Here is a 22109-nt window from a genome sequence, read left to right as displayed (position 1 = left end):
CCGGACGCTGACGGCTGAATGCGTATGTGCTGATTGCTGGTTCGTCCAATAAAAAAGCCGCACCTGAGGCTAGAGGGTGCGGCAGAGACCAACGGCATTCGGTTGTTCTCGCTTCCCTACGCTGGTATTACCCAGTTCAGGTTTTGAGGGTCGTCCGTTTGGGCGGACTCTCAGCCGTATGGCTCCCCTAGCTTCGACTGGGAATCGTATCGCCGGCCCCCCTCGTTGTCAACGGGGTATTAGGCCTACCATGATCGAACCGAGTGGACCATCGCCAGCCTAGGACTTCCTTGCGGTGGCCGGTTCATTGATTGTGGGGGAGCCCTAACGTAGAATCATCCTCCACGTTCTTGAGCCGAGGAAACCATGCCAACATTATCAACGATTCCCAGGCCGATCACAGAGTATCAGCAATTGTCTGCGGAGGAACTGTTCCGCCGGACGGTTGAGGCGAAACGTGTGCTCGGTGACCGTGTCATGATCCTGGGCCATAATTATCAACGGGACGAAGTCATCGAGCATGCCGACTTTCGCGGGGATTCGCTTTTGCTGTCGAAGTTGGCAGCCGAGCGGTCCGAGAGGCCCTATATCGTCTTCTGCGGCGTGCACTTCATGGCTGAGACTGCCGACATCCTGAGCCGTTCCAAGCAAACGGTCATCCTCCCGGATATGGCCGCAGGCTGCTCGATGGCGGACATGGCGGCCATCGAACAGGTCGATCAATGTTGGGAGACGCTGGGACGCATCCTTCCCGTAGAAGAAACCGTCATGCCCGCGGTTTATGTGAACTCTGCTGCCGTCCTGAAAGCTTTTTGCGGCGAACATGGCGGGATTACCTGTACTTCTTCCAACGCGAGGGCGGTCATCGAATGGTCCTGGGCCAGGCGGGAAAAGATTCTCTTTTTCCCGGACGAGCATCTAGGCCGCAACACGGCCAACAAAATGGGGCTGCCGCGAGAAGAGATGATCGTCTGGGACCCCTTTCAACCTAACGGGGGCAACACCCGTGAGGCGATCAAGCGCGCGAGGCTCATTCTCTGGAAAGGCCACTGTAGCGTGCATCAGATGTTCCAGCCCGTGCACATCGACAATTTCCGCAAGCAGTACCCGGACGGGAAGGTCATCGTCCATCCGGAATGTCACGAGGATGTCGTCAATAAGGCGGACCTCTCAGGATCAACCGAGTTCATCATCAAGACTGTCACGGCGTCGCCAGCCGGGTCTGTCTGGGCTGTGGGAACGGAATTGAACCTGGTCAATCGATTGAAGCGGGATTTGACCGATAAGAAGGTGTTCTTTCTCTCCTCTACCGTATGCCAATGCGCGACGATGTTCCGGATTGATGGAGCCCATCTCTGCTGGGCGATGGAGAATCTCGCCGACGGCCATGTGGTGAACCATATCGTGGTGCCGGACGATGAGAAACATTGGGCGAAGATTGCGTTAGACCGCATGATGGCCGTCAGTTAACGGGACCGTGAAAAACGCCTTCAGCGTCGTTCTCGTATCGCTCACAGACTCAACGTACCGCAAGGGTACGCCTCGCCTCTTCGCTCGCTGCGGCCTTGCTGGAAGACGTTTTTGACGATCCCGCATCAACGCTATGGGCTGGTGCCTCGGCTGACATTCCGGTATATTCCTACCCCTGATTCCCCTCACGTTCTAAAGATCTCTAGAGAGACCAGATAGGTTATGGATTACAAGGCAACGCTCAATCTCCCGAAGACCGATTTCCCCATGAAGGCGAACCTGCCGCAGCGGGAGCCTGAGCTGCTGGCCTCGTGGGAGCAGGAACGTCTGTATGAACAGATCCAGGAGGCGGGGAAGGGCCGGCCGCTCTATGTTTTGCACGATGGGCCTCCCTATGCCAATGGCCGGATTCATATCGGTCACGCGCTGAACAAGATCCTCAAAGACATCATCATCAAATCCAAGACGATGGCGGGCTATCAAGTACCTTATGTGCCGGGCTGGGACTGCCATGGTTTGCCGATCGAACATCAAGTCCTCAAAGAGCTCGGCGACAAGAAGAAGACGCTGGATACTCCGGCCATTCGTAAGCTTTGTCGGGAATATGCGGAGAAGTTTTATACGATTCAGCGTGAGGAGTTTCAGCGGCTCGGTATCTTGGGCGATTGGCAACGTCCCTATCTCACGATGAATCCGGGCTATGAGGCCACGATCATTCGCGAGTTCGGGAAATTCGTGGAGCGGGGCGGCGTCTATAAGGGCCTGAAGCCGGTGCTTTGGTGCACGGCGGACCAAACTGCCCTGGCCGAGGCGGAAGTGGAATACGAGGACCATACCTCTCCCTCGATCTATGTGAAGTTCCCGGTGGTCACGTCGCCCACGGTGCTCAGCAAGACGTTCCCCGATATCTCCTTCCCCGCCGGTATCAAGCTCGTCTCCGTCGTCATCTGGACGACCACTCCCTGGACCCTCCCGGCCAATCAAGCGGTCTGTCTCCATGGGGATATCGACTATGCCTTTGTCCAGGTCGGCGACGAGGTGCTGATCGTGGCGGAGAAGCTTGTTGAGAACATGGCGAAGGGTTGCAAGCTCGAAGGGGCTCGGGTGTTCGGGGTGAAGAAGGGGAAAGAAGGATTCGAAGGGTTGGAGACGCAACGGCCCTTGACGACCGGTCTCTCGCCGATTCTGCTCGGCGACTTCGTGACGCTCGATCAGGGAACCGGCTGTGTTCATATCGCGCCGGGTCACGGCATGGAGGACTACATCCTCGTCCTGGAGCATAATGCGAAGGCGTCAGCTGGAGAAAAGTTGGAGATTCTGGCGCCGGTCGACAACGGCGGGCGCTTTACCGACATTGTGAAAGAATTTGCCGGCCAGCATGTGTTGAAGGCGAATCCGAAGATTGTGGAGTTTCTCCAGGCCAACGGGCGGTTGCTGGGCCATGGGACGTTGAACCATTCCTATCCCCATTGTTGGCGTTGCAAGAATCCCGTCATTTTCCGCGCCACCGAACAGTGGTTCGTGTCGATGGAGACGAACGATCTGCGGAAAGAAGCCTTAGCTGAGATCGAACGGGTCCGTTGGATTCCAGCCTACGGCCGTGACCGGATCAACGGGATGATCGAGAACCGTCCCGATTGGTGTCTGTCTCGACAACGTGTGTGGGGCGTGCCGATTCCAGGTTTTACCTGTATCGGGTGCCGGTCTGTGTTGGCCGATCCGACCGTGATCGAGCACCTTGCAACCTTGATGGAATCCAAAGGGGCCGACGTCTGGTTCGAGCAGTCAGCTGCCGATTTGTTGCCGAAGGGCACAGCCTGTCCGAAGTGCGGCGGGCCGGATTTCGAGAAGGAACGGGATATTCTCGACGTCTGGTTCGAGTCGGGCGTCAGTTACGCCGCGGTCTTGAAACCACGCAAGTGGTGGCCGGCGGATCTCTATCTCGAAGGGTCGGATCAGCATCGGGGCTGGTTCCACAGTGCCTTGCTGGCCGGTGTCGTCACTGATCGTCGTGCGCCCTACAAGGCTGTCCTGACCCACGGATTTGTCCTGGATGGGCAGGGCAAGAAGATGTCCAAGTCGGCGGGGAACGTCGTCGCGCCGCAGGATGTAATCAAACAGTCCGGCGCAGAAATTCTGCGCCTGTGGGTGTCGGCGCAGGACTATCGCGACGATCTCCGGATTTCTCCTGAAATCCTGACCCATATGGTCGAGGCCTATCGGAAGATCCGGAATACCTGCCGTTTCCTGCTGAGCAATCTGTACGACTTCGATCCGGAGAAGGACCGCATCCCCTATGAGCAGTTGCCAGAGCTGGATCGTTGGGCCCTGCATCGGCTGAGTGAGCTGATCCCGCGGGTCAAGAAATCCTATGACGATTTTGAGTTTCACACGATCTTCCATGCGCTCAATAATTTCTGCTCGGTGGATCTGAGTTCCGTCTATCTCGATATTCTGAAAGATCGTCTCTATACCTTCCGGGCCGATTCGCCTTTACGTCGCGGGTCGCAGACGGTGCTGTTCGAGATTCTCATGGCCATGACGAAGCTGATGGCGCCGGTGTTGAGTTTTACGGCAGAAGAGATCTGGCGAACTTTGGCCACGCAGCAGGGAAGTCGTGTTGGAGTGAGTAGTGTCCATCTGAGCACATTCCCGGAGGTTCAGCCCCAGTGGCAGGATGCTGAGATGGCCCAGCGGTGGGAGCGGCTGTTGGGCTATCGTACACAGGTGCAGGGCGTGTTGGAGGGGAGTCGTCGGGATAAAGTGATCGGTTCATCGCTGGAGGCGGCGGTGGAACTTCGAGCCGATGCTGACGTCTACGAGTTTCTTCAGTCCTATCACAAGGATTTGACCACGCTCTTCATCGTCTCGCAGGTCAAATTGATTGCCAGTGGCGAGGCCAAAGGCCCATTGGCGATTGTGGCGACGAAGTCTTCTTTCGGAAAATGCGAACGGTGCTGGAACTATCGTGACGCAGTGGGGAAGGATGTGAGTCATCCCACCCTCTGCGAGCGTTGTGTGGAGGCGGTACAGTAATGCAACGGCCCCTTCGCTACCTGCTCCTGGCCTTGCTTGCGTGCACGATCGTGGTGACCGATCAGGCGACGAAACTCTCCATCGTCGAGTCGATGCGGCTGCATGAATCCATTCCGATTGTTCCCGACTTCTTCAGCCTGACCTATATTCGCAACCCCGGTGCGGCGTTCGGGTTGCTGGCCGGCAGCAGCAATGCGTTTCGTATGGTCTTTTTCGGGGTCACGTCGCTCTTCGCGCTGGGCCTCCTGGGAACGATCCTCTACCGGTTGCCGGAGAGGGATTGGATGGGGCAGCTTAGTATTGCCGGGATTCTTGGCGGGGCGATCGGGAACCTGATCGATCGATTACGCTATGGGGAAGTGATCGACTTTCTCGATGTCTATGTGAATTCCTACCATTGGCCGGCATTCAACGTCGCCGACTCGGCGATCAGCGTGGGAGTGGTCTTCTTGATCATTCACTTCGCATTTGAGAAAAAAGACGAGGCTCTATTGCCGCAAGAGCTCCCGCCCGCTTCTTAGCTGGCTGCTGAAAAATCCCGTCAGCTTCGTTCTCGGCTCACCGAAATCCTCAACGTACCCCTGAGGGTACGCTTCCGGTTTCGATTCGCCTGCGGCCTTGCTGTCGGGCTTTTTGAGCAGCCTGGAGGGCGCTCCTAAAATCCGAAGATGTAGAAGACGGCAATGCCCATCAAAATGCGGTAGTAGGCGAAGGGGCGGAGGGTGTGGCGTTTTACGAAGGTGAGGAAGGCTGCGATTACAATCCAAGCGACGATGAACGACACGAGCATCCCGACTCCGAGCGCCAGATAGTCTTCCTGCCGGAAGATGTCTCGCGATTTCCACATTTGATAGCAGGTTGCGGCGATCAGGGTCGGAAGCGCGAGAAAGAAGGAGTACTCTGTCGCGACTTTCCGGTCCAGTCCCACCAAGAGTCCTCCAATGATCGTGGACCCCGATCGGGACATGCCAGGGAGCAATGAGGCGCACTGAGCCACGCCGATCCAGAACGCCGACGGCAGATCCACCTGTTCGAGCTGCTGAACCCGCACTTGGCTGCGGCGCGCTTCGACGGCGAGAATGATCAGCCCTCCAACGATGGAGGAGGCCGCCACGGTTTGAGGGGTAAAGAGATGGCTCTTGATCCAGCTATGGGTCAGGAAGCCGATGGCAGCGGCCGGTAAGAAGGCGAGGCCGAGTCCAAGCAGAAACCAGAGATTCCGGTGAGCCGCCCAGGATTTTTTCAGTACGGTTGTCCAAGGAGTTGTGCCACGTGTCCGGATCATGGCGGTGACATCTTGTTGCTCCCGGCCGGCTTGTCCGACCATGGAGGCGAGTTTGTGCCGTTCATAGGCGATGACGGCCAGAATGGCGCCAAGCTGAATCGAGATCTCGGCGCTGGCCGCGAGATCTCCCTCAAAGCCTAGGACATGGCCGACAAGAATTAAGTGGCCGGTCGAAGAGACGGGGAGAAACTCTGTCAGCCCCTCCACGATACCCAAAATCGTCGCGAGCCCAGGACCCCATTCGTTCATGCATCGTCTTTCTGAGACAGGTTACGGGATTGACGGTGAGCCTTAGGCATAATCACAAAGTGGCGACAGTCCGTCAAGCAGGTCGATGAATCATCGCAGATCATTTTCGATGAGGTGCGGTGACGGTGGATCCGTTAATCAGTTGACAAAGTGAGAGGCTTGGCATACACAGACATTGTACGTAGTTGAGGCCTCACGCGCTGCATATGCCACAGGTCTGAGGGATGAGGCGCGCTGGCCGGCATCTGTTATCGATACCATGCTCAGTGGAAGGGGAGGTTCGTATGAAGTCAGGATGGATGGCGGTGGTTGTGATGGTCGGCGCAGTCGCAATGGTCGGCTGTGTCAGTCAAAAGAAATATGAAGAAGCGATGGTCGATGTCGATACGGCGAAGTCCGAGTTGGAGCGGACCAGGGCGCAGAAGAATGCGTTGGAACAACAAGTCAGGACGCTCAAGGATCTCAATGTGAAGTTCGGGAACGAAGCGCAGGTTGCGCATGATGAGCTTGAGCGGATTCAGCATGGCCGTGACAAGGAGCGAGGAAGTGTCGAGGGCCGGACCAAGGAACTTGAAGATCGCGCGAAGCAACTCGCCTTGCAGAACAAGGCTGTGCGTCATGAATACGAGGATGTGAAGCGGCACAACGATACGCTCAAGGCGCTGGTCGCCCGCTATCAGAAAGAGCTTAAGGATCAGTCCCGTTCTGTGACGGGGGGCCTCTCGCATGCAGTCCCGTCCCCGAGCGCCCCTTCCGTGGCCGCCCCTGTTCCCCCGGCAGTGAACGCGCCGCAGGCCATGGCTTCTTCCATGAACGTCAATAAGGCGTCTGTCGGCGACATGGTGCTTGTGCTCGGTCTCTCCAAAGATGTGGCGGACCGTATTGTGACGAATCGTCCGTACCGGGTAAAGGGCGAGTTGGTCGCCAAAAACGTGGTGCCCAAGGAAACGTTCGATATGATCAAGGATCGCATCAGCGTCAGCCCTTAAATCGGAGCCCTCGTGACTCGAATTGCCAGGCCGTCCGCCTCATTGGTGGACGGCCTGTTTCTTTTTTTGCACATAGAGGGGCCTTTCCGGCAGGTGATTCCCCCCTCGTCTTGTTGATACAATGCCATCTACATAGGTGAGGGAATTGGAGAACGAGTCCATGCGTCGTGCCGTACTGATCGTTGGGGTTCTGGCTATCGGCTTAGCCATCGGAGGTTATGTCTTCTTTAACGGGGAGCGCAAAGCCCCGGTTCGCTATAGGACCGCCACGGTTGAGCGTGGACCGGTGATTTCCCTGGTAACCGCAACGGGAACGATTAATCCGGTCGTTTCGGTCCAGGTCGGGACGCAGGTGTCCGGCATGATCAAGAGCCTGCATGCCGATTTTAATTCAGTGGTCAAAGCCGGAGATATTGTTGCCCTGATCGATCCGGAGCCCTTCAGAGCCCGCCGCGATCAAGCCGCCAGCAATCTTGAAATGTCGAAAGCGAATGTTGCAAGAGCCAAGACCGATTTGGCGCAACGCAAGCGAGAACTCGATCGGGTGAAATCGTTGGTGGCACAACAGTTCGTCTCCGAGAACGACGTCGACGTTGCGGCGACGAATTTCCAGGGGGCTGAGGCGCAGGTGAATGTGGCAGGGGCGCAAGTGAAACAGGCCGAGGCGGCGCTGAATTCAGCCGAGTTGGAATTGAAATATACCGTGATCCGGTCGCCGGTGAATGGGATCGTGGTCGCCAGAAATGTGGAAGTCGGTCAAACGATTGCAGCGAGTTTTGCCACACCGAATCTGTTCTTAATCGCACTCGATCTGACGAAGATGCAAGTCGATACCAACGTCAGCGAGTCGGATATCGGTGGGATTGCCGAAGGGAAAGAGGCGACTTTCACGGTCGATGCCTATCCAGGGTATCAATTTTCCGGCACGATCCGTCAGGTCCGTCTTGCCCCGATCAATGTGCAGAATGTCGTGACCTACAACGTGGTCGTGGCTGTGGACAATCAAGATCTCCGTCTGAAGCCGGGGATGACCGCGAATGTCTCCATCGTCGTTGCCCAGAGAGAGTCCGTGCTCAAAGTGCCCAATGCCGCGTTGCGATTCACCCCTCCGACTGTGGGCCAGGCAGATCGTCCAGGGCAAGGGGGTAAGCCGGCGAAGGCGAAAGGAGCAGAGTCTTCAGGCGGAGCCGGCAGAGGGGGTATGCCGCCGACTCGCAAGGTGTGGAAGCAGGGGCCTGCAGGGGAGCTCGAATCCATTGTTGTGCAAACGGGCATTTCTGATGGAGTGTCCACGGAGATCATGTCTGAGGCGTTGGCTGAAAGTACGCAGGTCATTGTCGGGATCGAACGGCCTAAAGGCGAAAAGGGTGGTAGCGATCTGCCGCCTGGATTCGGGAGCGGCGGACAGAAGGGTTCCTCGCGTACCAGAGGAATGTAAGATGCGTGACGTGTATCTCGCGAAGCGTCGCTCGTTACAGGGCCTCGCATTTCCAGCCACATCCATCGTGATGAATATGTTGTTCTTCTCACCCATTTCACGTTTCACGCTTCACGGGAAACGCCGATGGCTTCGCTGATCGAATGCGACGATGTGTGGAAGATCTATCGGGTCGGCGACGTGGACGTCCAAGCCTTGCGCGGTCTGAGCCTCACGATTGAGCAGGGTGAGTTCGTGGCCATCATGGGATCGTCCGGCTCCGGTAAGTCAACCTTAATGAACATGCTGGGCTGTCTCGACCAACCCACGAAAGGGCACTATCGGTTGGACGGGATCGAGGTGGGCCAGCTCACGCCCGATCAGCTGGCCGAGATTCGCAATCAGCAGATCGGGTTCGTCTTTCAGAGCTTCAATCTCATTCCCCGAACCAGCGCGCTCGAAAATGCGCAGCTTCCGTTGTTCTATCGAGGGCTCTCGCTCAAGGAGCAACGGGCGAAGGCTGCGGAGGCATTGGCACGGGTGGGGCTGCATGGCAGAGAAGACCATTACCCGACGCAGTTGTCGGGAGGACAGCAGCAGCGTGTGGCCATTGCCCGGGCATTGGTCACGTCGCCTTCGCTGCTTCTGGCCGATGAGCCGACCGGTAACCTCGATACCCAGTCGAGCCAGGAGATCATGCGAATCCTGGAAACGCTCAACCGGGATGAGGGGATCACGATCATTCTGGTGACGCATGAAGTGGATGTCGCAGCCTATGCTGCGCGCGAGATCGTGATCAAAGACGGGCAAATCTTGAGCGATCGCAAAACGAAGGCAGGGCCAATATCCAGCCCGGTGGGGGTCTAGATGGCGGCGTTTGTCTGGCTCACGATCATGACGGCCTTGCGCATCCTGGGCCGCAATCGGATGCGTGCCGGTCTCACGATGCTGGGGATTGTCATCGGCGTTGCTGCGGTCATTGCGATGGTGAGTATCGGTGAGGGAGCCAAGCGGGCCGTGCAGGCACAGATTGCGACGATGGGGACGAATGTGATTATCATCTTTCCCGGGGTCACCTCTGCGAGTGGAGTCCGGGGAGGCCAGGGGAGCGCCATCACGCTCACCGTGTCCGACGCCCTGGAGCTGAAAAAACGCATCCCGTTGCTGGTCGATACCGGATGGTCTAGGCGGGATGTCATGCAAATCGTGTACGGGAACCGAAACTGGAACGGAACGATTAACGGCGTCTCACCGAGTTATCTCACCATTCGAGACTGGTCCTTTACGAGTGGCGGCCCCTTCACCCAGACGGATTTGGATAGCGCCGCCCGCGTCGCGCTCGTCGGCCAAACGATTGTGGAGAATCTGTTTGACCCAGGCGAAGAGCCGGTGGGTGCGGTGATTCGCATCAAGAACGTGCCGTTTCGTGTCATCGGCGTGCTTGCGCCCAAAGGCCAGTCATCGCAAGGTTCCGACCAAGACGATGTGATCTTTATCCCCTTCAGCACGGCGGAGCGAAAGGTGTTCGGAACGTCGTTTATCGGGTCCGTCGCGGCGATGTTCGGCTCGACCGATCAAGTCGATGATTTGCCGATGGCAGCTGAGCAAATTCGAGAGGTCTTGCGCGCGCGGCACCGACTTCAGGCAGAGCAAAACGATGATTTCACGATCAGGACGCAGGTCGATATCGGAAAGGTGCAGGAAGGGACCAGTGAGACCTTGACGATGATGCTCTTTGCGATTGCCTCCGTGTCCCTCTTGGTCGGGGGGATCGGTATCATGAACATCTTGCTCGTATCCGTGACGGAACGGACGAGAGAGATCGGGGTCCGTATGGCGGTCGGTGCCAAACGTTATCACATTGTGATGCAGTTCCTGATCGAGGCCATGACGTTGAGCCTGGTCGGCGGGGTGTTGGGTATTGTACTCGGAGTTGCCGGGGCGAAGTTGACGACGTTGATCGCCGGCTGGCCAACGATCATCTCCGGTAACGTCATCGTGATTTCGTTTTTCTTTTCACTCGTGGTCGGTCTCTTCTTCGGCCTGTACCCTGCGAATAAGGCTGCTCGTCTTAACCCCATCGAAGCGCTTCGGTACGAATAGTCATGCAAGGGTTTGGAGTCCGGTAACTCCTGTCTTGCCGTACTTATGCTGCGTGACTTGCCTCGTCCGATTCTGATGTCACCACACGTGCAATAGAGCGTGGAGGAGACTGTTCCTGATTGGAGAGGTCAACCGTAATCGGATTTCGGTAGGGGCTGCCCGTCTGGTCGTAGGTTAACGCGACGATCGGTTGATGGAGCCTGGCGGGATTAATGGTGGTGATCATCCCCTGCTCTTTCGTATTGAGCTCCACAAAACTGTAGACGGGGTAGATGCCAACCAACTTGATGAAGACGGACACAAGACTCAGGTCGAGACGTCCGAATTCTCCTTCTTGGAATAGGTGTTGAATTGCTGCGTGGGACGGCAGCGGTCGGAGACCTCCGAATCCGGTCAGCAGCTCATCGTATCGATCTGCAATCATCACAATGCGACTCGCTTCTGCCGTTGAGCCAGCCGATGCTTCGGAGGGATAGCCGTGCCCATCCGGGGCGACATGGTGTTCTGCCGCTATTTGGCGGACGGTCTGGGAAAACCCGCGTTGTGCTTCGATGGCAATGGCGCCGAGTCTTGGGTGATGACGAAAGGTTTCGAGGTCTTCACCGGAGAGGGGCGCCGAGGTTTGGTATAGGTGACGGGGAAGTTGTAACAGACCGATGTCATGGAGGAGCGCGCCGGTCGCCAACTCGTGGAGTTGCATCAGGTCATAGCCGAGTGATTGGCCGAGTATCATCGACAGGGTGCAGACGGCAAGACTATGGTTGTTGAAGGAGGCATCGAACTGTCGCCCCTGGCTCATCGCCATAAATGCAGCGTGGGTGCTGAGGGTTCGTGCGACGATGGTGATTTCCTGTATCGCGTCGTTGATCAGTCCGGGATTTGCGGTGCCTGTTTTACTGATGTCGTCAAAGACGGTTTTGACCGATTGAGCCAGTTTGTCTCGCGCTTCTCGAGCCATCGTCAGTTCCTGGTTCAGTGAACTCACTGAGCGGGGTGTGTCGTGGCTTGGGGGCGCTTGGGTGGAGGTCAGCAGGCCAATTGTGTGAAGGGTTTCTTCCTCAATCGGTAAAGACGTGACGTCGAGCCCTTTGGAGGTGTCGATGTCTACGGTTTGGATGTTGGATCGCCGCAAGTGCTCGATCTGCTCGACCCTTTGAACCAGAAACCGGTGTGTCAGGAAGGGGCTCCTGAACCAGGAACATTCGATACCGGCCACATACATTCCAACCCGAAGTTGACGCAGAGGGATCTGCTTGCGCATGCCGTATCTATCCATGACGAAGGAGGTATTGGACAAAATCCAACAGAACCTTATCGGCTCGCCATGCGCGAATCTTGAATGCATGGAGGTAGGGTCCTGTGTCGTATTTTCTTGTGAAAACGTGCGGCTCTGTGGATCTGGAAGGATCGAAGGGCGTTAGGAGCTGCAGGCAGGGGCCAGGGATACTTCGATGCGAGGGTTGTCCTTATCGATGTGTTTATACAAGTGCGTTTCAACGATGCGGTTGTCGTTGATCCCGAGTCCCTCACAGAGAGCATCCTGCGCAATCTTGAGCCCGCCATCGACGTCTCGCCGTAAGGCTGAGGTGAAATAGAATCGGATAGACAGGGCGAGCCACTCTGACTGGAATCGTGAAAGCAAGGAGGCTCGATCGGTAGACTGCGCCAACTTCAGCCAGACGAGTTGTCCGACATGGGCCTTATAGGCGCGACCGACTGAGGAGAGCAATCGTCTGCCGTTTACTGTGGCATATTGATGATTGATGCTTGGAGGGACAGGGAGTGTGAACAGAATCGCATCATGGCTCATCGCTGGTTGCGGTGACGGGGGCGCAGGCATGGGAGCGTTGGGAGCCGTCTTTACTGAAGTCCGTGGTACCGCGATCTTCTTGTCAGAGTTCCGGTAGGACGTGGTGCGAACGGTACGAGGAGCGGATGGGCGTTGGGCCTGGCGGTGGAATGTGGGCATGGCCCAGTTTACAGGAGATTGACGATCTTGGACATGTTCTGCTCGTATCGCTCTTCCGATCGTGAGATAAAACGACGCCAGTCGCTCGGATTCCAGATTTCCATACGATGGTACATGCCGACCAGCACGATTTCCTGGTCCTCATCCAAGGGAATAAGCTTCCTGAGGCGGCCTGGAATCAAAATACGTCCGGCTTTGTCGAGTTCCGATGTGCCGGATTCCGATACGATGTGGTGCATAAACAATCGGCTCTGCTCTTCGTCCAGCGAGGCCTTTGTCCGTTCAAGGACCTTTTCCCATTCCTTCATGGAGTAGAGGAACGTCGACTCTTCAGGGCCCTTGATGAAGACGACGGCCTGTCCCTCGGACTCGACCTGTTCACGGATCGGCGAGGGGACGATAAACCGTCCTTTCTCATCGACTTTGCATGAATATGAACCGGCAAACATCAATGAGTCCTATCCCTTACGAGGCTTGCGGCGTTCTGGTTCGATCGCGAATCCATTGCTCCAGATCCGAACGTACGAATCGCCATTCTTTCCCAAGCTTGAAGGCGGGTATCTGGCGACTCCGTAGATATCGATAGAGCGTCCGGGTGGTGATCTTGAGGTATTGGCAGGTCTCCTCCGCCGTCATCAGCTCGCTCTTGGGCTCTTTGGCCATTGGAGAACCTGGTTCGATAGAGATGCATATGCCTCACGAGGCTTTGAATACTGTTGCCAGGGTAGGAAATATAGGGCCATCTGTCAAGCGAAAATACATGACAGTGTATGTCACAGACTGTCAGTGCCTTCCAATTCAAGAGGACCGGCTTCTTCCGGCTCTATGGTCTCCGAGAGGTCGCTTCCGAGGTCCTCACCCATTTCGTCTCCCACTTTTTTCATGAATCGAGCCATGCTCTGGGGGTCGTTTTCATCGAGCCCGGCAAGATTGTCTGGCTCAGCCAGGGCTTCCAGGCGCGCCGCTTCTGATTTTGGGGAGGCAAACCGAGACAGCATTCGTTCCACTCGAGGGCTTAGGCAATGGGAGCAGGTTGGCGGGGCGTGATTAGTCAGGCTCAAGACAAGGACCGTGCTGCGCTTGTGACAATCGAGACATCGATATTCATACAGCGGCATGGATCATATTCCTATGTGTGTAAGAGCTGGGGGCCCCTGCTCGGCCCAGAGGCGATCCGGCACCAGAGCCGCATCGACCGTTCTGGCCAGGGTCAGTGCGAATACTGGTCCGCTGCCGGCTTGCCGCAGCGCTTTCGCACATTCGTTCAGCGTGGTCCCGGTGGTAAAGACGTCATCCACGAGGAGGATGCGCTTCTCCCTGAGGTCTTGTGGCCGGCGGACGTCAAAGGCTTTCCGGAGATTGTTCAACCGTGCCTGTCGCGTTAGTGTGGTTTGCGGATCGGTGGCGGTAATCCTGATGAGGTTGGTGGCCGATACCGGGCGGTCCATGTGCCGGGCAAGCTGATCGGCCAACAGCAGGGACTGGTTAAACTCGCGCCCTCGTAAGCGGGCTGGGTGCAAGGGCACAGGGATGATCATGTCGATGTCGAGCTCACGAGGCAGGGCGCTGATCATGAGGCGTGCGAGTGGCTTGGCCAGGGTATGTTTACCTCGATATTTGAACGAACAGATGGCCTCCCGTAGTGGCGGGAGATAGGGGAAGAGGGTCCAGGCCCGTTGAAAGTCTGGCGGCCGTTTTTGGCAGTTTTGGCATTGATGGTTGGGTGTATAGGTCGTGGCCGCTTCTGAGACAAACGGCTGATCGCAGCGGGCACAAGCTGGTTGTCGGAGCGGGTGGATATTCTGCCAGCAGGATGTACAGAAAAAGGGCACCGGATCGATGCTGAGTGGATGGCCACAGGCAAGGCATTCTACCGGCAGCACAAACCGGAGAGCCTGACGGCACCATCCGAAGAGCCGATCCTGTATGTCTCCACGTAACATCGCAGGGGAAGCGCTCCAATCAACCGGTATAGGCATCTCTTCTAGGAGAATGTGCGAGGCCTGTCAAGGTTGTTGCTCTGTAAATGGTTGTGATATACGAAGGCAGTAGGCAGTGAGGGTGGGGATGGAGGTGTCGATCGCTGTGGTGAGGCTCGAGCAGGTATCGAAAATTTATGAACGCGGCGGGGATACCATCACCGGGCTCGATCGGGTCACGGTCGAGGTGGCAACGGGTGATTTCTGCGCATTTATCGGTCCCAGCGGCTGTGGGAAGAGTACGTTGCTCAATCTAGTAGCAGGGTTAGATGTGCCGACCTCGGGGGAAATTCTCCTTGGAGGGAGGTCGGCCAGTCGATTTACCAGCGACGATTGGACGAGAGTCAGGCGGGAAACCGTCGGGATTATCTTTCAAGCGTTCCATTTGATTCCCGGGCTTACGGCAATGGAGAATGTCGCGTTTCCTTTGTTGCTCAGAGGAGAGCGAGGGGCATCGGTTCAATCGCGGGTCGAGGAAGTGCTTGAGTTGGTCTCGATGACCGCACGGCGGCACCATCGCCCTAGCGAACTCTCCGGTGGGGAGCAGCAGCGTGTGGCGATTGCGCGAGCGATCGTACATCGGCCTCAGATCATCCTCGCCGACGAGCCGACCGGGAATCTGGATTCCCAGCATGGGGCCGAGATCATCGCACTCCTTCGCTCGCTCGTTGGGCATGTCCGTCAAACCATTTTGTTGGTCACCCACAGCCACGCGGCTGCGGAGGCCGCTGATTATGTCTGGGCCATGAAGGATGGGCAGCTCGTGACGAGAACGTCGCGCGAGCCTGTCCGGGTAGGAGCCTAATGGATCTTTCGACTACGATTGCCGGCGTACGATTTCCCAGTTGTTTCATGAACGCCTCGGGGGCGCTCTGTGTGACGCGTGAAGAACTGTTGGCCCTTGGCCGATCTCGTGCCGGCGCCATCGTCACCAAGTCGATGACGGTTGAGCCTCGTGACGGAAATCCGTCGCCCCGGTACTATGGATTTCCCGGCGGGTCCATCAACTCCATGGGTTTGCCGAATCTCGGGTACAAGGCCTATGCCGCGCTCATTCCAGAGTTGAAGACACTTGGCAAGCCGGTGATTGCCAGTGTGGCAGGTCTTTGCGAAGACGATTTTCCGACGATCGCAGCTGTCATCAATGCGGCCAAGCCGGACTTGATCGAGGTCAATCTCTCCTGCCCCAACATCCCGGGCAAACCGCAGATCGGTTATGACGCCGAAGCTTCCGAGCGATTGCTGAAGCGCGTTCGCAAAGTTATTACGGTTCCGATGGGGGTGAAACTGCCGCCCTACTTCGATCCGGCCCATCACAAAGTAATGGGCGAGGTGATCGGCCGTTGCGGGGTCGATTTCCTCAACCTGATTAATTCGGTCGGCAACGGGCTGGTCGTCGATCCGGACCGCGAGGAGGTCGTCATCAAGCCGAAGGGCGGCTTTGGCGGACTGGGTGGAACGATCATCAAGCCGGTTGCGCTGGCCAACGTGCGGGCGTTTTGGAAGATCTTCGAAGGCCGCATCTCGATCATCGGGACCGGCGGCGTGGTCAATGGCGTGGATGCCTTCGAGCATATACTCTGCGGCGCGTCAGCGGTGCAGATCGGGACGGTCTTGGTTGAGGAAGGGGTCGAGGTGTTTGGCCGATTGGAACGGGAGCTGGTAGCACAGTGTGGCAAGAAGGGCTATACGAAGTTGGAGGATTGCAGAGGAAAACTGAAGGAATTGTAGGACTACTTCGCTCCGAACGTTCTGGCTAGGAGTCCGAGCTGCAGAGCCCGCCGGAGTAGCTGGGCCACATTTCTGACGTTCAACCGCCGCATCAAGTTGAATCGGTGCACTTCCACGGTGCGTACGCTGATCTCCAGCATTTCCGCAATTTCACGGTTCGTATGCCCGATCGACACCAGACGAAGGATGTCACGTTGCCGGGGCGTGAGGAGATCGGCATCGATCGCTTCTTCTATCGGCTGGATTTTTCGGCTCAAAGCAGTTTTCGCGCCCATCAAGAACCTCTCATCGTCAACTCGCGCAAGTCTAGCAAAGGTCTATATTTCTGTAAACGAAACCACTCATTTGTGCAGGACTTCCGTCTTGGTTCGAAGGATTCAATTCTTCTCCATTCCCTCGTCGGTTATGATTCATTCGCTGTCCCCTGAGCCAGGGCCTTAGAGAATTATACCATTTATGTTCAATATCGCTCTGATCCGCTCCCATGGCCTCCAGCAGCCATTTCGCACCTTGCTCAGCATCGCTGGAGTCGCCCTGGGCGTGCTGGCTTCTGTGGCCATCGGGACGGCGAACGTTCAAGTCCTGCGGTCATTTGAACAGGCCGTCACGACGGTGGCCGGAACTTCTACATTGGAAATTGTGGGCAGTGATCTTGGTCTGGATGAATCCGTCATCTCGGCAGTTCGCATGGCCGAGGGGGTGGCAAGCGCTGCTCCAGTCATTGACGAAGCGGTCGTGGTTGCCCATGGAGCACAGCGTGGGCATGTGTTGAAGGTCTTGGGTCTTGATCTTCTTGCGGAGGTCGGGACGCGCGGATTTCAGCTGACTCAGGCTGACACTGAAGTGGCGCTGGATACGCTCCTGGCTCCGGACGTGTTGTATCTTGGCCGTCAGATCGCCGCCGACTGGAACCTGAGAGTCGGCAGTACTCTCGAGGTGATGGCGGGGGGGCGTCTTGTGCGGCTGCGGGTCGTAGGGCTTATTCACGACAAGGCGGGGCGTTCCTCCCTCTGGGATCGGTTAGCCATCATGGATATTGCTGCGGCGCAGCAGTTGTTCCAAGCGATCGGACGATTGGACCGGATCGAATTGGTGACGCAGTCCGGCCAGTCGCTCGACGATGTCATGGCCTTTGTCCGAACGGTGCTTCCTCCACATATGGTTGTGCAACGGCCGGCTCAACGGACGAAGCAGCTCGAAAATATGGTGCAGGCCTTCCAACTGAACTTGACGGTCTTGAGCTGGGTTGGGCTGCTCGTCGGGATGTTCTTGATCTACAACACGATGGCCTTTGCTGTGGCGCAACGGCGGCGCGAGATTGGCATCTATCGGGCGCTCGGTATGACGGAGCGGCGGGTCGCAGGCCTCTTCCTCGTGGAGGCAGGGTTACTCGGCCTCCTTGGCGGGTTCGTGGGAGGTCTTGGCGGGGTTTGGCTAGCCAGGGGGTTGGTGTCGCTCGTGAGCCGGACCATCTCAGACCTCTATGCGCCGGTCGCATCCGATGGGTCGATTGTGTCGATGGACATGTTGACGTTCGTGGCTGTGGCGAAGGGGGTGCTGCTTGGAACCGTGGTCTCGATGATAGGGGCTTTGGGTCCCAGTGTGGAAGCAGGTAGAACTGTGACGGTCCGTGCCTTGGCGCCAGGAGACTATGAATCTGCACACCAACTGAGGGCAGGCCTGTTTGGGTGGGCGAGCCTCGTATTGTTGTTGCTGGGAGGCCTCTGCTCACTGATGGGCCCGATCGGAGGTCTGCCTCTCTTTGGGTATGTCTCGACGGTCTGTCTCTTGGGGGCCCTCTCCTGTCTTGCGCCACTCTGCATCAAGGCCTTGGGCCTGAGGCGCTCTCGCCAAGAGAGTAAGCCCATGGCGCTCGGGGGGAGCCTCCGGCATATTGCGGCAGACCAGGCTGCTCGCCACCCTGGAAGGAATGCTGTGACCGTGTCGGCGTTGATGGTGGGATTGTCGATCATGATCGGTGTGGCCGTGATGGTGCGCAGCTTTCGTGACACGGTCGAGGTCTGGGTGAACGAGACCGTCATGGCCGATCTCATCGTCGCCCCGCAATCCTGGCCCCATGGGAAGCAGTCTGGCCAGTCGTCACGCGCCCTCCCAGGAGCCTGGCGTGCAACCCTGTCGGCGATTGACGGCATCGCCGCTGTCGATACCTATCGGGAGGTGCATGTGGAGGTAGAAGGCCGGCCTGTTGCGCTGGTCTCACGAGATCTCAGGCTCCATGCACAGCGCAGCCGATATCTGATGGTTCGTGGGGAACCAACAGTGGCCTTGCAGCGAGCCGCCGAGACCGGTGGCGTGCTCATGTCGGAAGTCTTGGCCAATCGATTAGGTCTTCGCGAGGGGAACAGGATTTCAGTTACGACACAGGCTGGACCAGTGAATGTGCCCATCGAGGGGATCTTCTACGATTACGCGACCGACGGTGGAAAGATGGTGATGGATCGAGACTGGTATCAGAAGCAATGGCCGGACGACCGAGTGACGGTATTCCCCATCTATTTGGCTTCCGGGGCCGATGTCGATCAAGTAAGGCAGTCGATTCTCACGCAGATTTCGGGGATGGAGGGGGTGACGGTTCCACCGTCTGTGATCCGGAACCACGAGTTGAGGAAGGAGATTCTCGATATCTTCGACCGTACCTTCGTGCTCACCTATGTTCTCGAAGCCATTGCTGTGCTAGTGGCTGTGCTCGGCATCATCAATACTCTGGTGACAGCCGTGTTGGAACGGCGGCGTGAGTTCGCTACCTTGCGAGCTCTCGGCGCCAGCGCGAGGCAGGTGGAGCGATTGGTTTTGTGGGAGGCGGCCTATCTCGGATTGATCGGGGCGGCGCTGGGCGTGGTGGGAGGCCTGCTGCTCGCGCTGCTGCTCATCCACGTGATCAATAAGCAGTCCTTTGGCTGGACGATTCAGATGACGGTTCCAGGCGGACTGATTCTGCAAGCAGTCGCACTCGCTCTTACGGCGGCCCTGGTAGCAGGCTATTGGCCTGCGCGTTGGGCCGCAAGGCAACCTCTCGTGGACGGGCTGCGGGAGGAATAGGAAAAAGTTAGAGCGTGAGCTAGTTACCGACCGGCTGCTGATGGTCCACTTCGATCTTGAAGCCTAGGTCTTCGATCATGCCCCAGACTTCTGGGGCTGGAGAGCCTGGTGTCGTGAGATAGTTGTTCACGAAGATGGAGTCGGCTGGATAGAGGGCCAAGGGCTGGAGGCTACGGAGGTTATGTTCGCGGCCGCCTGCCACGCGGAGTTCGGTTCGTGGGTGCAGAAACCGGAAGAGGCAGAGCACTTTTAAGCAGCGTTGAGGGGTCAGGTTGTCACAGTTCTCCAGCGGTGTGCCTGTCGCCGGATGGAGCGTGTTGAGCGGAATCGAGTCCGGCTTCACGTCGATCAGGGCCATTGCCAGGTCGATGAGGTCTTCGTCCTTTTCTCCCATTCCGACGATCCCGCCTGAACAGATTTCCAGTCCTGCTGCCCGCGCGTTTTGGATGGTGTTGAGCCGGTCTTGGAATGTATGCGTGGTGCAGATGGACGCATGAAAGGCTTCGCCCGTATTCAAATTATGGTTCACTCGATCGACGCCTGCCGCCTTCAGCCGCTTGGCCTGTGGTTCGCTCATAAGGCCGAGTGAACAGCAAATTTGAATTGGAATCTCCTGCTTGATCGCGCGGACGGCTCCCGCGATTTCATCGATCTCCCGGTCCAAGGGACTCCGACCGCTGATGACGATGCAATAACGTTGGGCTTTCGAGGCGGCAGCCTGCCTGGCACCGTCGATCATCTCTTTTTGCGGCAAGAGGTTATAGCGCTCGATCGGGGCGGTGGAAATCGCCGATTGAGAACAGTAGTGACAGTCTTCCATGCAGGCCCCGCTCTTGGCGTTCTGCAGCATCTGGAGGCGAACGGTCTTGCCGAAATAGCGGGATCGGACGGTAAAGGCGGCTTGGAGGAGTTCTAATAATCGCTCATCGGGACTATCGAGCACGGCCTGACATTCACTTCTGGTCAGCGTCTCGTTGCGCAAGGCTTTAGCTGCGAAATCCTGATAGTCGACCATGGGACACTCCGTTATCTGATGAGGTTGAATTGATTGCGATGCGGATGGTCTGGGCCTGCATCACGCAGCCAGCCAGGCCGAAAACCTACACGGTTTCGAAGGGAGAAGCAATGCCCTGGTAGGGAACAAGGGAGGCTGGAGAGGGGCTGTTGCTTTGGCCTTGGACCGTTTGGCCGGCATTCGGCCAGGGCAGTGCCACGAACGTATTCCACGTTCCGCAGCGGTGGCAGCGTCCCGACCATTCGGTCGATTCTTGTTGGCAGGCGGTACAGACGTAGGGCACGACCACACGCTTCTTGAAATGCAGCGCTTTTTTGAGCTCGACGACGGCCTGTTCCATATGTTGCTTGCGTAGAAAGAGATTGGCCATGATCTTATGGTAATCGACTAACTGGTCCTGTATCCCTTCGACGGTTGAGAGGATGTCGAAGGCCTCGTCGGCCATTTCGAGCCGGTAATAGAGCTTGCCCAAATAAAACTGGAGGGCTGCGTTGCTCGGGTCCTGCTGGAGGGCTTCCTGATAGACCCGGATAATTTCGCTGGGTTCGCCTTGTTCGAGAAACAGCTCTTCGAGGCGGTGCAGGATGATGATGTTGCGGGTCCTGGCATAGACCTTCTTGAGGATCTCCACCGCGTCTTTCGTTTTGCCTTCCCGAATCAGGATTTCTCCAATGCCGATGTAGGCAGGCAGGAAGGTCCTGTCTTTCTTGATCGCGCCACGGAAATAGCGCCGTGCCTTATCGGGGTGGCCACGTTCTAGTAGTTGGCGCCCAACTTCGTAGGTGCAGCCGGTGAGGAGATGGGCTTCTGCTTTGCGTTCCGGCTCAGGCAGGTTGGCTTTCAGCAGGCGATGTTGGATTTCAAGGGCTTCGCTCCATTTTTCAAGCCGGATTAAGAGGTCGCGCTCGCGAATGAGCGCGGTGAGGTTATCCGGTTCGATCCTGAGCATTTTGTGCAAGGCCTGCAAGGCGTCTTCGTAGCGCTTGGCGCCTTCCAGGTCTTTCGCCAGCTCCAGCAGGATTTCGATGTTGCGATCGTCGACGCGATTCGCCCGTTGATGAAGACGGATGGCTTCTGCGTAGTTGCTCTCTGCGCGATAAATGTTGCCAAGCCAGAGCAGCGAATCGACACGATTCGGATCCATGGCCAGGGCTTTTTCAAATAGGCCGACGGCTTCAACGATGCGTTTGGACATGAAGGCATGGGTGCCTTCACGATGGAGTGCATCGATCTTTTCCTTGCGGCGCAACAGTCGCGTGCTGCGCCAGTTGCCGATGGCATGGGCGGTTTGCCGCATGCCGACGGCCAAGGCGACGAGTACGGCGCCGACGGCCATGGAAAAGACGACGAGCGTGACCGGACTGAGTTCAAATTGGATGGAGGGGCTGGTGCGGACCGCGACCGTGCCTGGATTCAACTCGCGAAAATAGCTGTAGAGGAAGATTCCGACGCAGATGAGGAAGATAGTGGTGAGCAGTCGGAGCATCGATCTAGGCCTTTTTTTTCGCAGGAGCCTTTTTTGCCGGTGCTTTTTTCGCTGGTGGTTTCTTCGTCGATGCTTTCTTTGCCGATACCTTTTTAGCCGGTGCTTTTTTCGGCTTCTTCACGGGCTCCGGGGCGGCAACCGGTTGTGCAACCGGCGGTTCGTCCGATACGGGGATGCGTTTTGCGTCGGCCCATAGCCGTTCGAGGGCGTAATGTCCCCGGACGTCCTGTCGGAAGATATGGGCAATGACGTCGCCGTAGTCCATCAGGACCCATTGCGAATTTCTCGCGCCTTCGATGCTGCGTGCTCTGGAGCCCGCG

General features: G+C 57.2%; 21 protein-coding genes and 1 riboswitch. Of the genes, 10 read left to right on the top strand and 11 right to left on the bottom strand.

Annotated elements, in window-relative coordinates:
- Positions 1-96: 96 nt before the first annotated feature.
- A riboswitch (TPP riboswitch) is annotated at positions 97-199 on the bottom strand.
- 167 nt (positions 200-366) lie between these two features.
- The 3 genes from nadA (at position 367) to lspA (ending at position 5027) form a co-directional block, all read left to right on the top strand.
- Positions 367-1470, top strand: coding sequence for a quinolinate synthase NadA (nadA, locus tag Q7U76_01960; protein ID MDO8355141.1), 1104 nt, complete (start codon positions 367-369; stop codon positions 1468-1470).
- A gap of 222 nt (positions 1471-1692) precedes the next feature.
- Entirely contained in the window at positions 1693-4506 is a 2814-nt protein-coding gene (gene ileS, locus Q7U76_01955; protein ID MDO8355140.1) for an isoleucine--tRNA ligase, read from the top strand.
- Positions 4506-5027: a signal peptidase II gene (gene lspA / locus Q7U76_01950; protein MDO8355139.1), complete on the top strand. Its 522-nt coding sequence runs from the start codon at positions 4506-4508 to the stop codon at positions 5025-5027. Before ileS ends, lspA begins: the two co-directional genes overlap by 1 nt.
- A gap of 134 nt (positions 5028-5161) precedes the next feature.
- Here lspA and Q7U76_01945 read toward each other — a convergent pair whose 3' ends face one another.
- On the bottom strand, positions 5162-6040 hold the full coding sequence (locus Q7U76_01945; GenBank protein ID MDO8355138.1) for an undecaprenyl-diphosphate phosphatase: 879 nt from the start codon (positions 6038-6040) through the stop codon (positions 5162-5164).
- Between the two features lie 284 nt (positions 6041-6324).
- Here Q7U76_01945 and Q7U76_01940 point away from each other — a divergent pair, with 284 nt between their 5' ends.
- The 4 genes from Q7U76_01940 (at position 6325) to Q7U76_01925 (ending at position 10549) form a co-directional block, all read left to right on the top strand.
- Positions 6325-7029, top strand: coding sequence for a helix-hairpin-helix domain-containing protein (locus tag Q7U76_01940; GenBank protein MDO8355137.1), 705 nt, complete (start codon positions 6325-6327; stop codon positions 7027-7029).
- A gap of 160 nt (positions 7030-7189) precedes the next feature.
- A complete protein-coding gene (locus Q7U76_01935; protein ID MDO8355136.1) occupies positions 7190-8467 on the top strand; it encodes an efflux RND transporter periplasmic adaptor subunit in 1278 nt (425 codons plus the stop codon).
- Positions 8468-8593: 126 nt separating this feature from the next.
- Positions 8594-9313, top strand: a complete 720-nt coding sequence (locus Q7U76_01930) for an ABC transporter ATP-binding protein (GenBank protein MDO8355135.1) — start codon at positions 8594-8596, stop codon at positions 9311-9313.
- On the top strand, positions 9314-10549 hold the full coding sequence (locus Q7U76_01925; GenBank protein MDO8355134.1) for an ABC transporter permease: 1236 nt from the start codon (positions 9314-9316) through the stop codon (positions 10547-10549).
- A 43-nt stretch (positions 10550-10592) separates the two neighbouring features.
- Here Q7U76_01925 and Q7U76_01920 read toward each other — a convergent pair whose 3' ends face one another.
- The 6 genes from Q7U76_01920 to Q7U76_01895 form a co-directional block, all read right to left on the bottom strand.
- Positions 10593-11810 carry a DUF3391 domain-containing protein gene (locus Q7U76_01920; GenBank protein MDO8355133.1) on the bottom strand — a complete coding sequence of 406 codons (1218 nt, stop codon included), beginning with the start codon at positions 11808-11810 and terminating at the stop codon, positions 10593-10595.
- Between the two features lie 156 nt (positions 11811-11966).
- Complete coding sequence (locus Q7U76_01915; protein MDO8355132.1) at positions 11967-12359, bottom strand: RusA family crossover junction endodeoxyribonuclease; 393 nt, start codon at positions 12357-12359, stop codon at positions 11967-11969.
- A 167-nt stretch (positions 12360-12526) separates the two neighbouring features.
- Positions 12527-12967 carry a division/cell wall cluster transcriptional repressor MraZ gene (locus tag Q7U76_01910; GenBank protein ID MDO8355131.1) on the bottom strand — a complete coding sequence of 147 codons (441 nt, stop codon included), beginning with the start codon at positions 12965-12967 and terminating at the stop codon, positions 12527-12529.
- Positions 12968-12983: 16 nt separating this feature from the next.
- Positions 12984-13181 (bottom strand): helix-turn-helix domain-containing protein, encoded by a 198-nt coding sequence (locus tag Q7U76_01905; protein ID MDO8355130.1) that lies wholly within the window; start codon positions 13179-13181, stop codon positions 12984-12986.
- A 110-nt stretch (positions 13182-13291) separates the two neighbouring features.
- Positions 13292-13636, bottom strand: a complete 345-nt coding sequence (locus Q7U76_01900) for a zinc ribbon domain-containing protein (GenBank protein ID MDO8355129.1) — start codon at positions 13634-13636, stop codon at positions 13292-13294.
- A 3-nt stretch (positions 13637-13639) separates the two neighbouring features.
- Positions 13640-14461 carry a ComF family protein gene (locus tag Q7U76_01895; GenBank protein ID MDO8355128.1) on the bottom strand — a complete coding sequence of 274 codons (822 nt, stop codon included), beginning with the start codon at positions 14459-14461 and terminating at the stop codon, positions 13640-13642.
- 124 nt (positions 14462-14585) lie between these two features.
- Here Q7U76_01895 and Q7U76_01890 point away from each other — a divergent pair, with 124 nt between their 5' ends.
- Positions 14586-15302, top strand: coding sequence for an ABC transporter ATP-binding protein (locus tag Q7U76_01890; protein ID MDO8355127.1), 717 nt, complete (start codon positions 14586-14588; stop codon positions 15300-15302).
- Positions 15302-16228, top strand: a complete 927-nt coding sequence (locus Q7U76_01885; GenBank protein ID MDO8355126.1) for a dihydroorotate oxidase — start codon at positions 15302-15304, stop codon at positions 16226-16228. The genes Q7U76_01890 and Q7U76_01885 overlap by 1 nt, the downstream gene beginning before the upstream one ends.
- Before the next feature lie 2 nt (positions 16229-16230).
- Here Q7U76_01885 and Q7U76_01880 read toward each other — a convergent pair whose 3' ends face one another.
- Positions 16231-16503, bottom strand: coding sequence for a response regulator transcription factor (locus Q7U76_01880; protein ID MDO8355125.1), 273 nt, complete (start codon positions 16501-16503; stop codon positions 16231-16233).
- A 181-nt stretch (positions 16504-16684) separates the two neighbouring features.
- On the opposite strand from Q7U76_01880, the gene Q7U76_01875 reads away from it, so the two are divergent.
- Positions 16685-19288, top strand: a complete 2604-nt coding sequence (locus Q7U76_01875) for an FtsX-like permease family protein (GenBank protein MDO8355124.1) — start codon at positions 16685-16687, stop codon at positions 19286-19288.
- Between the two features lie 19 nt (positions 19289-19307).
- On the opposite strand, the gene bioB is transcribed toward Q7U76_01875, so the two are convergent.
- The 3 genes from bioB to Q7U76_01860 form a co-directional block, all read right to left on the bottom strand.
- Complete coding sequence (bioB, locus tag Q7U76_01870; protein MDO8355123.1) at positions 19308-20303, bottom strand: biotin synthase BioB; 996 nt, start codon at positions 20301-20303, stop codon at positions 19308-19310.
- A gap of 85 nt (positions 20304-20388) precedes the next feature.
- Positions 20389-21789 (bottom strand): tetratricopeptide repeat protein, encoded by a 1401-nt coding sequence (locus tag Q7U76_01865; GenBank protein MDO8355122.1) that lies wholly within the window; start codon positions 21787-21789, stop codon positions 20389-20391.
- Between the two features lie 4 nt (positions 21790-21793).
- On the bottom strand, positions 21794-22109 hold a 316-nt coding region (locus Q7U76_01860; GenBank protein MDO8355121.1), incomplete at its 5' end, for an RsfS/YbeB/iojap family protein.

The sequence above is a fragment of the Nitrospirota bacterium genome (genome assembly GCA_030645475.1).
GTDB lineage: Bacteria > Nitrospirota > Nitrospiria > Nitrospirales > Nitrospiraceae > Palsa-1315.
The sequence above is the reverse complement of the archived record's forward strand: the minus strand, read 5'-3'. Positions and strand labels throughout refer to the sequence as shown.

Bases quoted from the DNA above. Each gene is read 5' to 3' on its own strand.
- nadA (MDO8355141.1), top strand. From the start codon at position 367: ATGCCAACATTATCAACGATTCCCAGGCCGATCACAGAGTATCAGCAA.
- ileS (MDO8355140.1), top strand. From the start codon at position 1,693: ATGGATTACAAGGCAACGCTCAATCTCCCGAAGACCGATTTCCCCATG.
- lspA (MDO8355139.1), top strand. From the start codon at position 4,506: ATGCAACGGCCCCTTCGCTACCTGCTCCTGGCCTTGCTTGCGTGCACG.
- Q7U76_01945 (MDO8355138.1), bottom strand. From the start codon at position 6,040: ATGAACGAATGGGGTCCTGGGCTCGCGACGATTTTGGGTATCGTGGAG.
- Q7U76_01940 (MDO8355137.1), top strand. From the start codon at position 6,325: ATGAAGTCAGGATGGATGGCGGTGGTTGTGATGGTCGGCGCAGTCGCA.
- Q7U76_01935 (MDO8355136.1), top strand. From the start codon at position 7,190: ATGCGTCGTGCCGTACTGATCGTTGGGGTTCTGGCTATCGGCTTAGCC.
- Q7U76_01930 (MDO8355135.1), top strand. From the start codon at position 8,594: ATGGCTTCGCTGATCGAATGCGACGATGTGTGGAAGATCTATCGGGTC.
- Q7U76_01925 (MDO8355134.1), top strand. From the start codon at position 9,314: ATGGCGGCGTTTGTCTGGCTCACGATCATGACGGCCTTGCGCATCCTG.
- Q7U76_01920 (MDO8355133.1), bottom strand. From the start codon at position 11,810: ATGCGCAAGCAGATCCCTCTGCGTCAACTTCGGGTTGGAATGTATGTG.
- Q7U76_01915 (MDO8355132.1), bottom strand. From the start codon at position 12,359: ATGAGCCATGATGCGATTCTGTTCACACTCCCTGTCCCTCCAAGCATC.
- Q7U76_01910 (MDO8355131.1), bottom strand. From the start codon at position 12,967: ATGTTTGCCGGTTCATATTCATGCAAAGTCGATGAGAAAGGACGGTTT.
- Q7U76_01905 (MDO8355130.1), bottom strand. From the start codon at position 13,181: ATGGCCAAAGAGCCCAAGAGCGAGCTGATGACGGCGGAGGAGACCTGC.
- Q7U76_01900 (MDO8355129.1), bottom strand. From the start codon at position 13,636: ATGCCGCTGTATGAATATCGATGTCTCGATTGTCACAAGCGCAGCACG.
- Q7U76_01895 (MDO8355128.1), bottom strand. From the start codon at position 14,461: ATGTTACGTGGAGACATACAGGATCGGCTCTTCGGATGGTGCCGTCAG.
- Q7U76_01890 (MDO8355127.1), top strand. From the start codon at position 14,586: ATGGAGGTGTCGATCGCTGTGGTGAGGCTCGAGCAGGTATCGAAAATT.
- Q7U76_01885 (MDO8355126.1), top strand. From the start codon at position 15,302: ATGGATCTTTCGACTACGATTGCCGGCGTACGATTTCCCAGTTGTTTC.
- Q7U76_01880 (MDO8355125.1), bottom strand. From the start codon at position 16,503: ATGGGCGCGAAAACTGCTTTGAGCCGAAAAATCCAGCCGATAGAAGAA.
- Q7U76_01875 (MDO8355124.1), top strand. From the start codon at position 16,685: ATGTTCAATATCGCTCTGATCCGCTCCCATGGCCTCCAGCAGCCATTT.
- bioB (MDO8355123.1), bottom strand. From the start codon at position 20,303: ATGGTCGACTATCAGGATTTCGCAGCTAAAGCCTTGCGCAACGAGACG.
- Q7U76_01865 (MDO8355122.1), bottom strand. From the start codon at position 21,789: ATGCTCCGACTGCTCACCACTATCTTCCTCATCTGCGTCGGAATCTTC.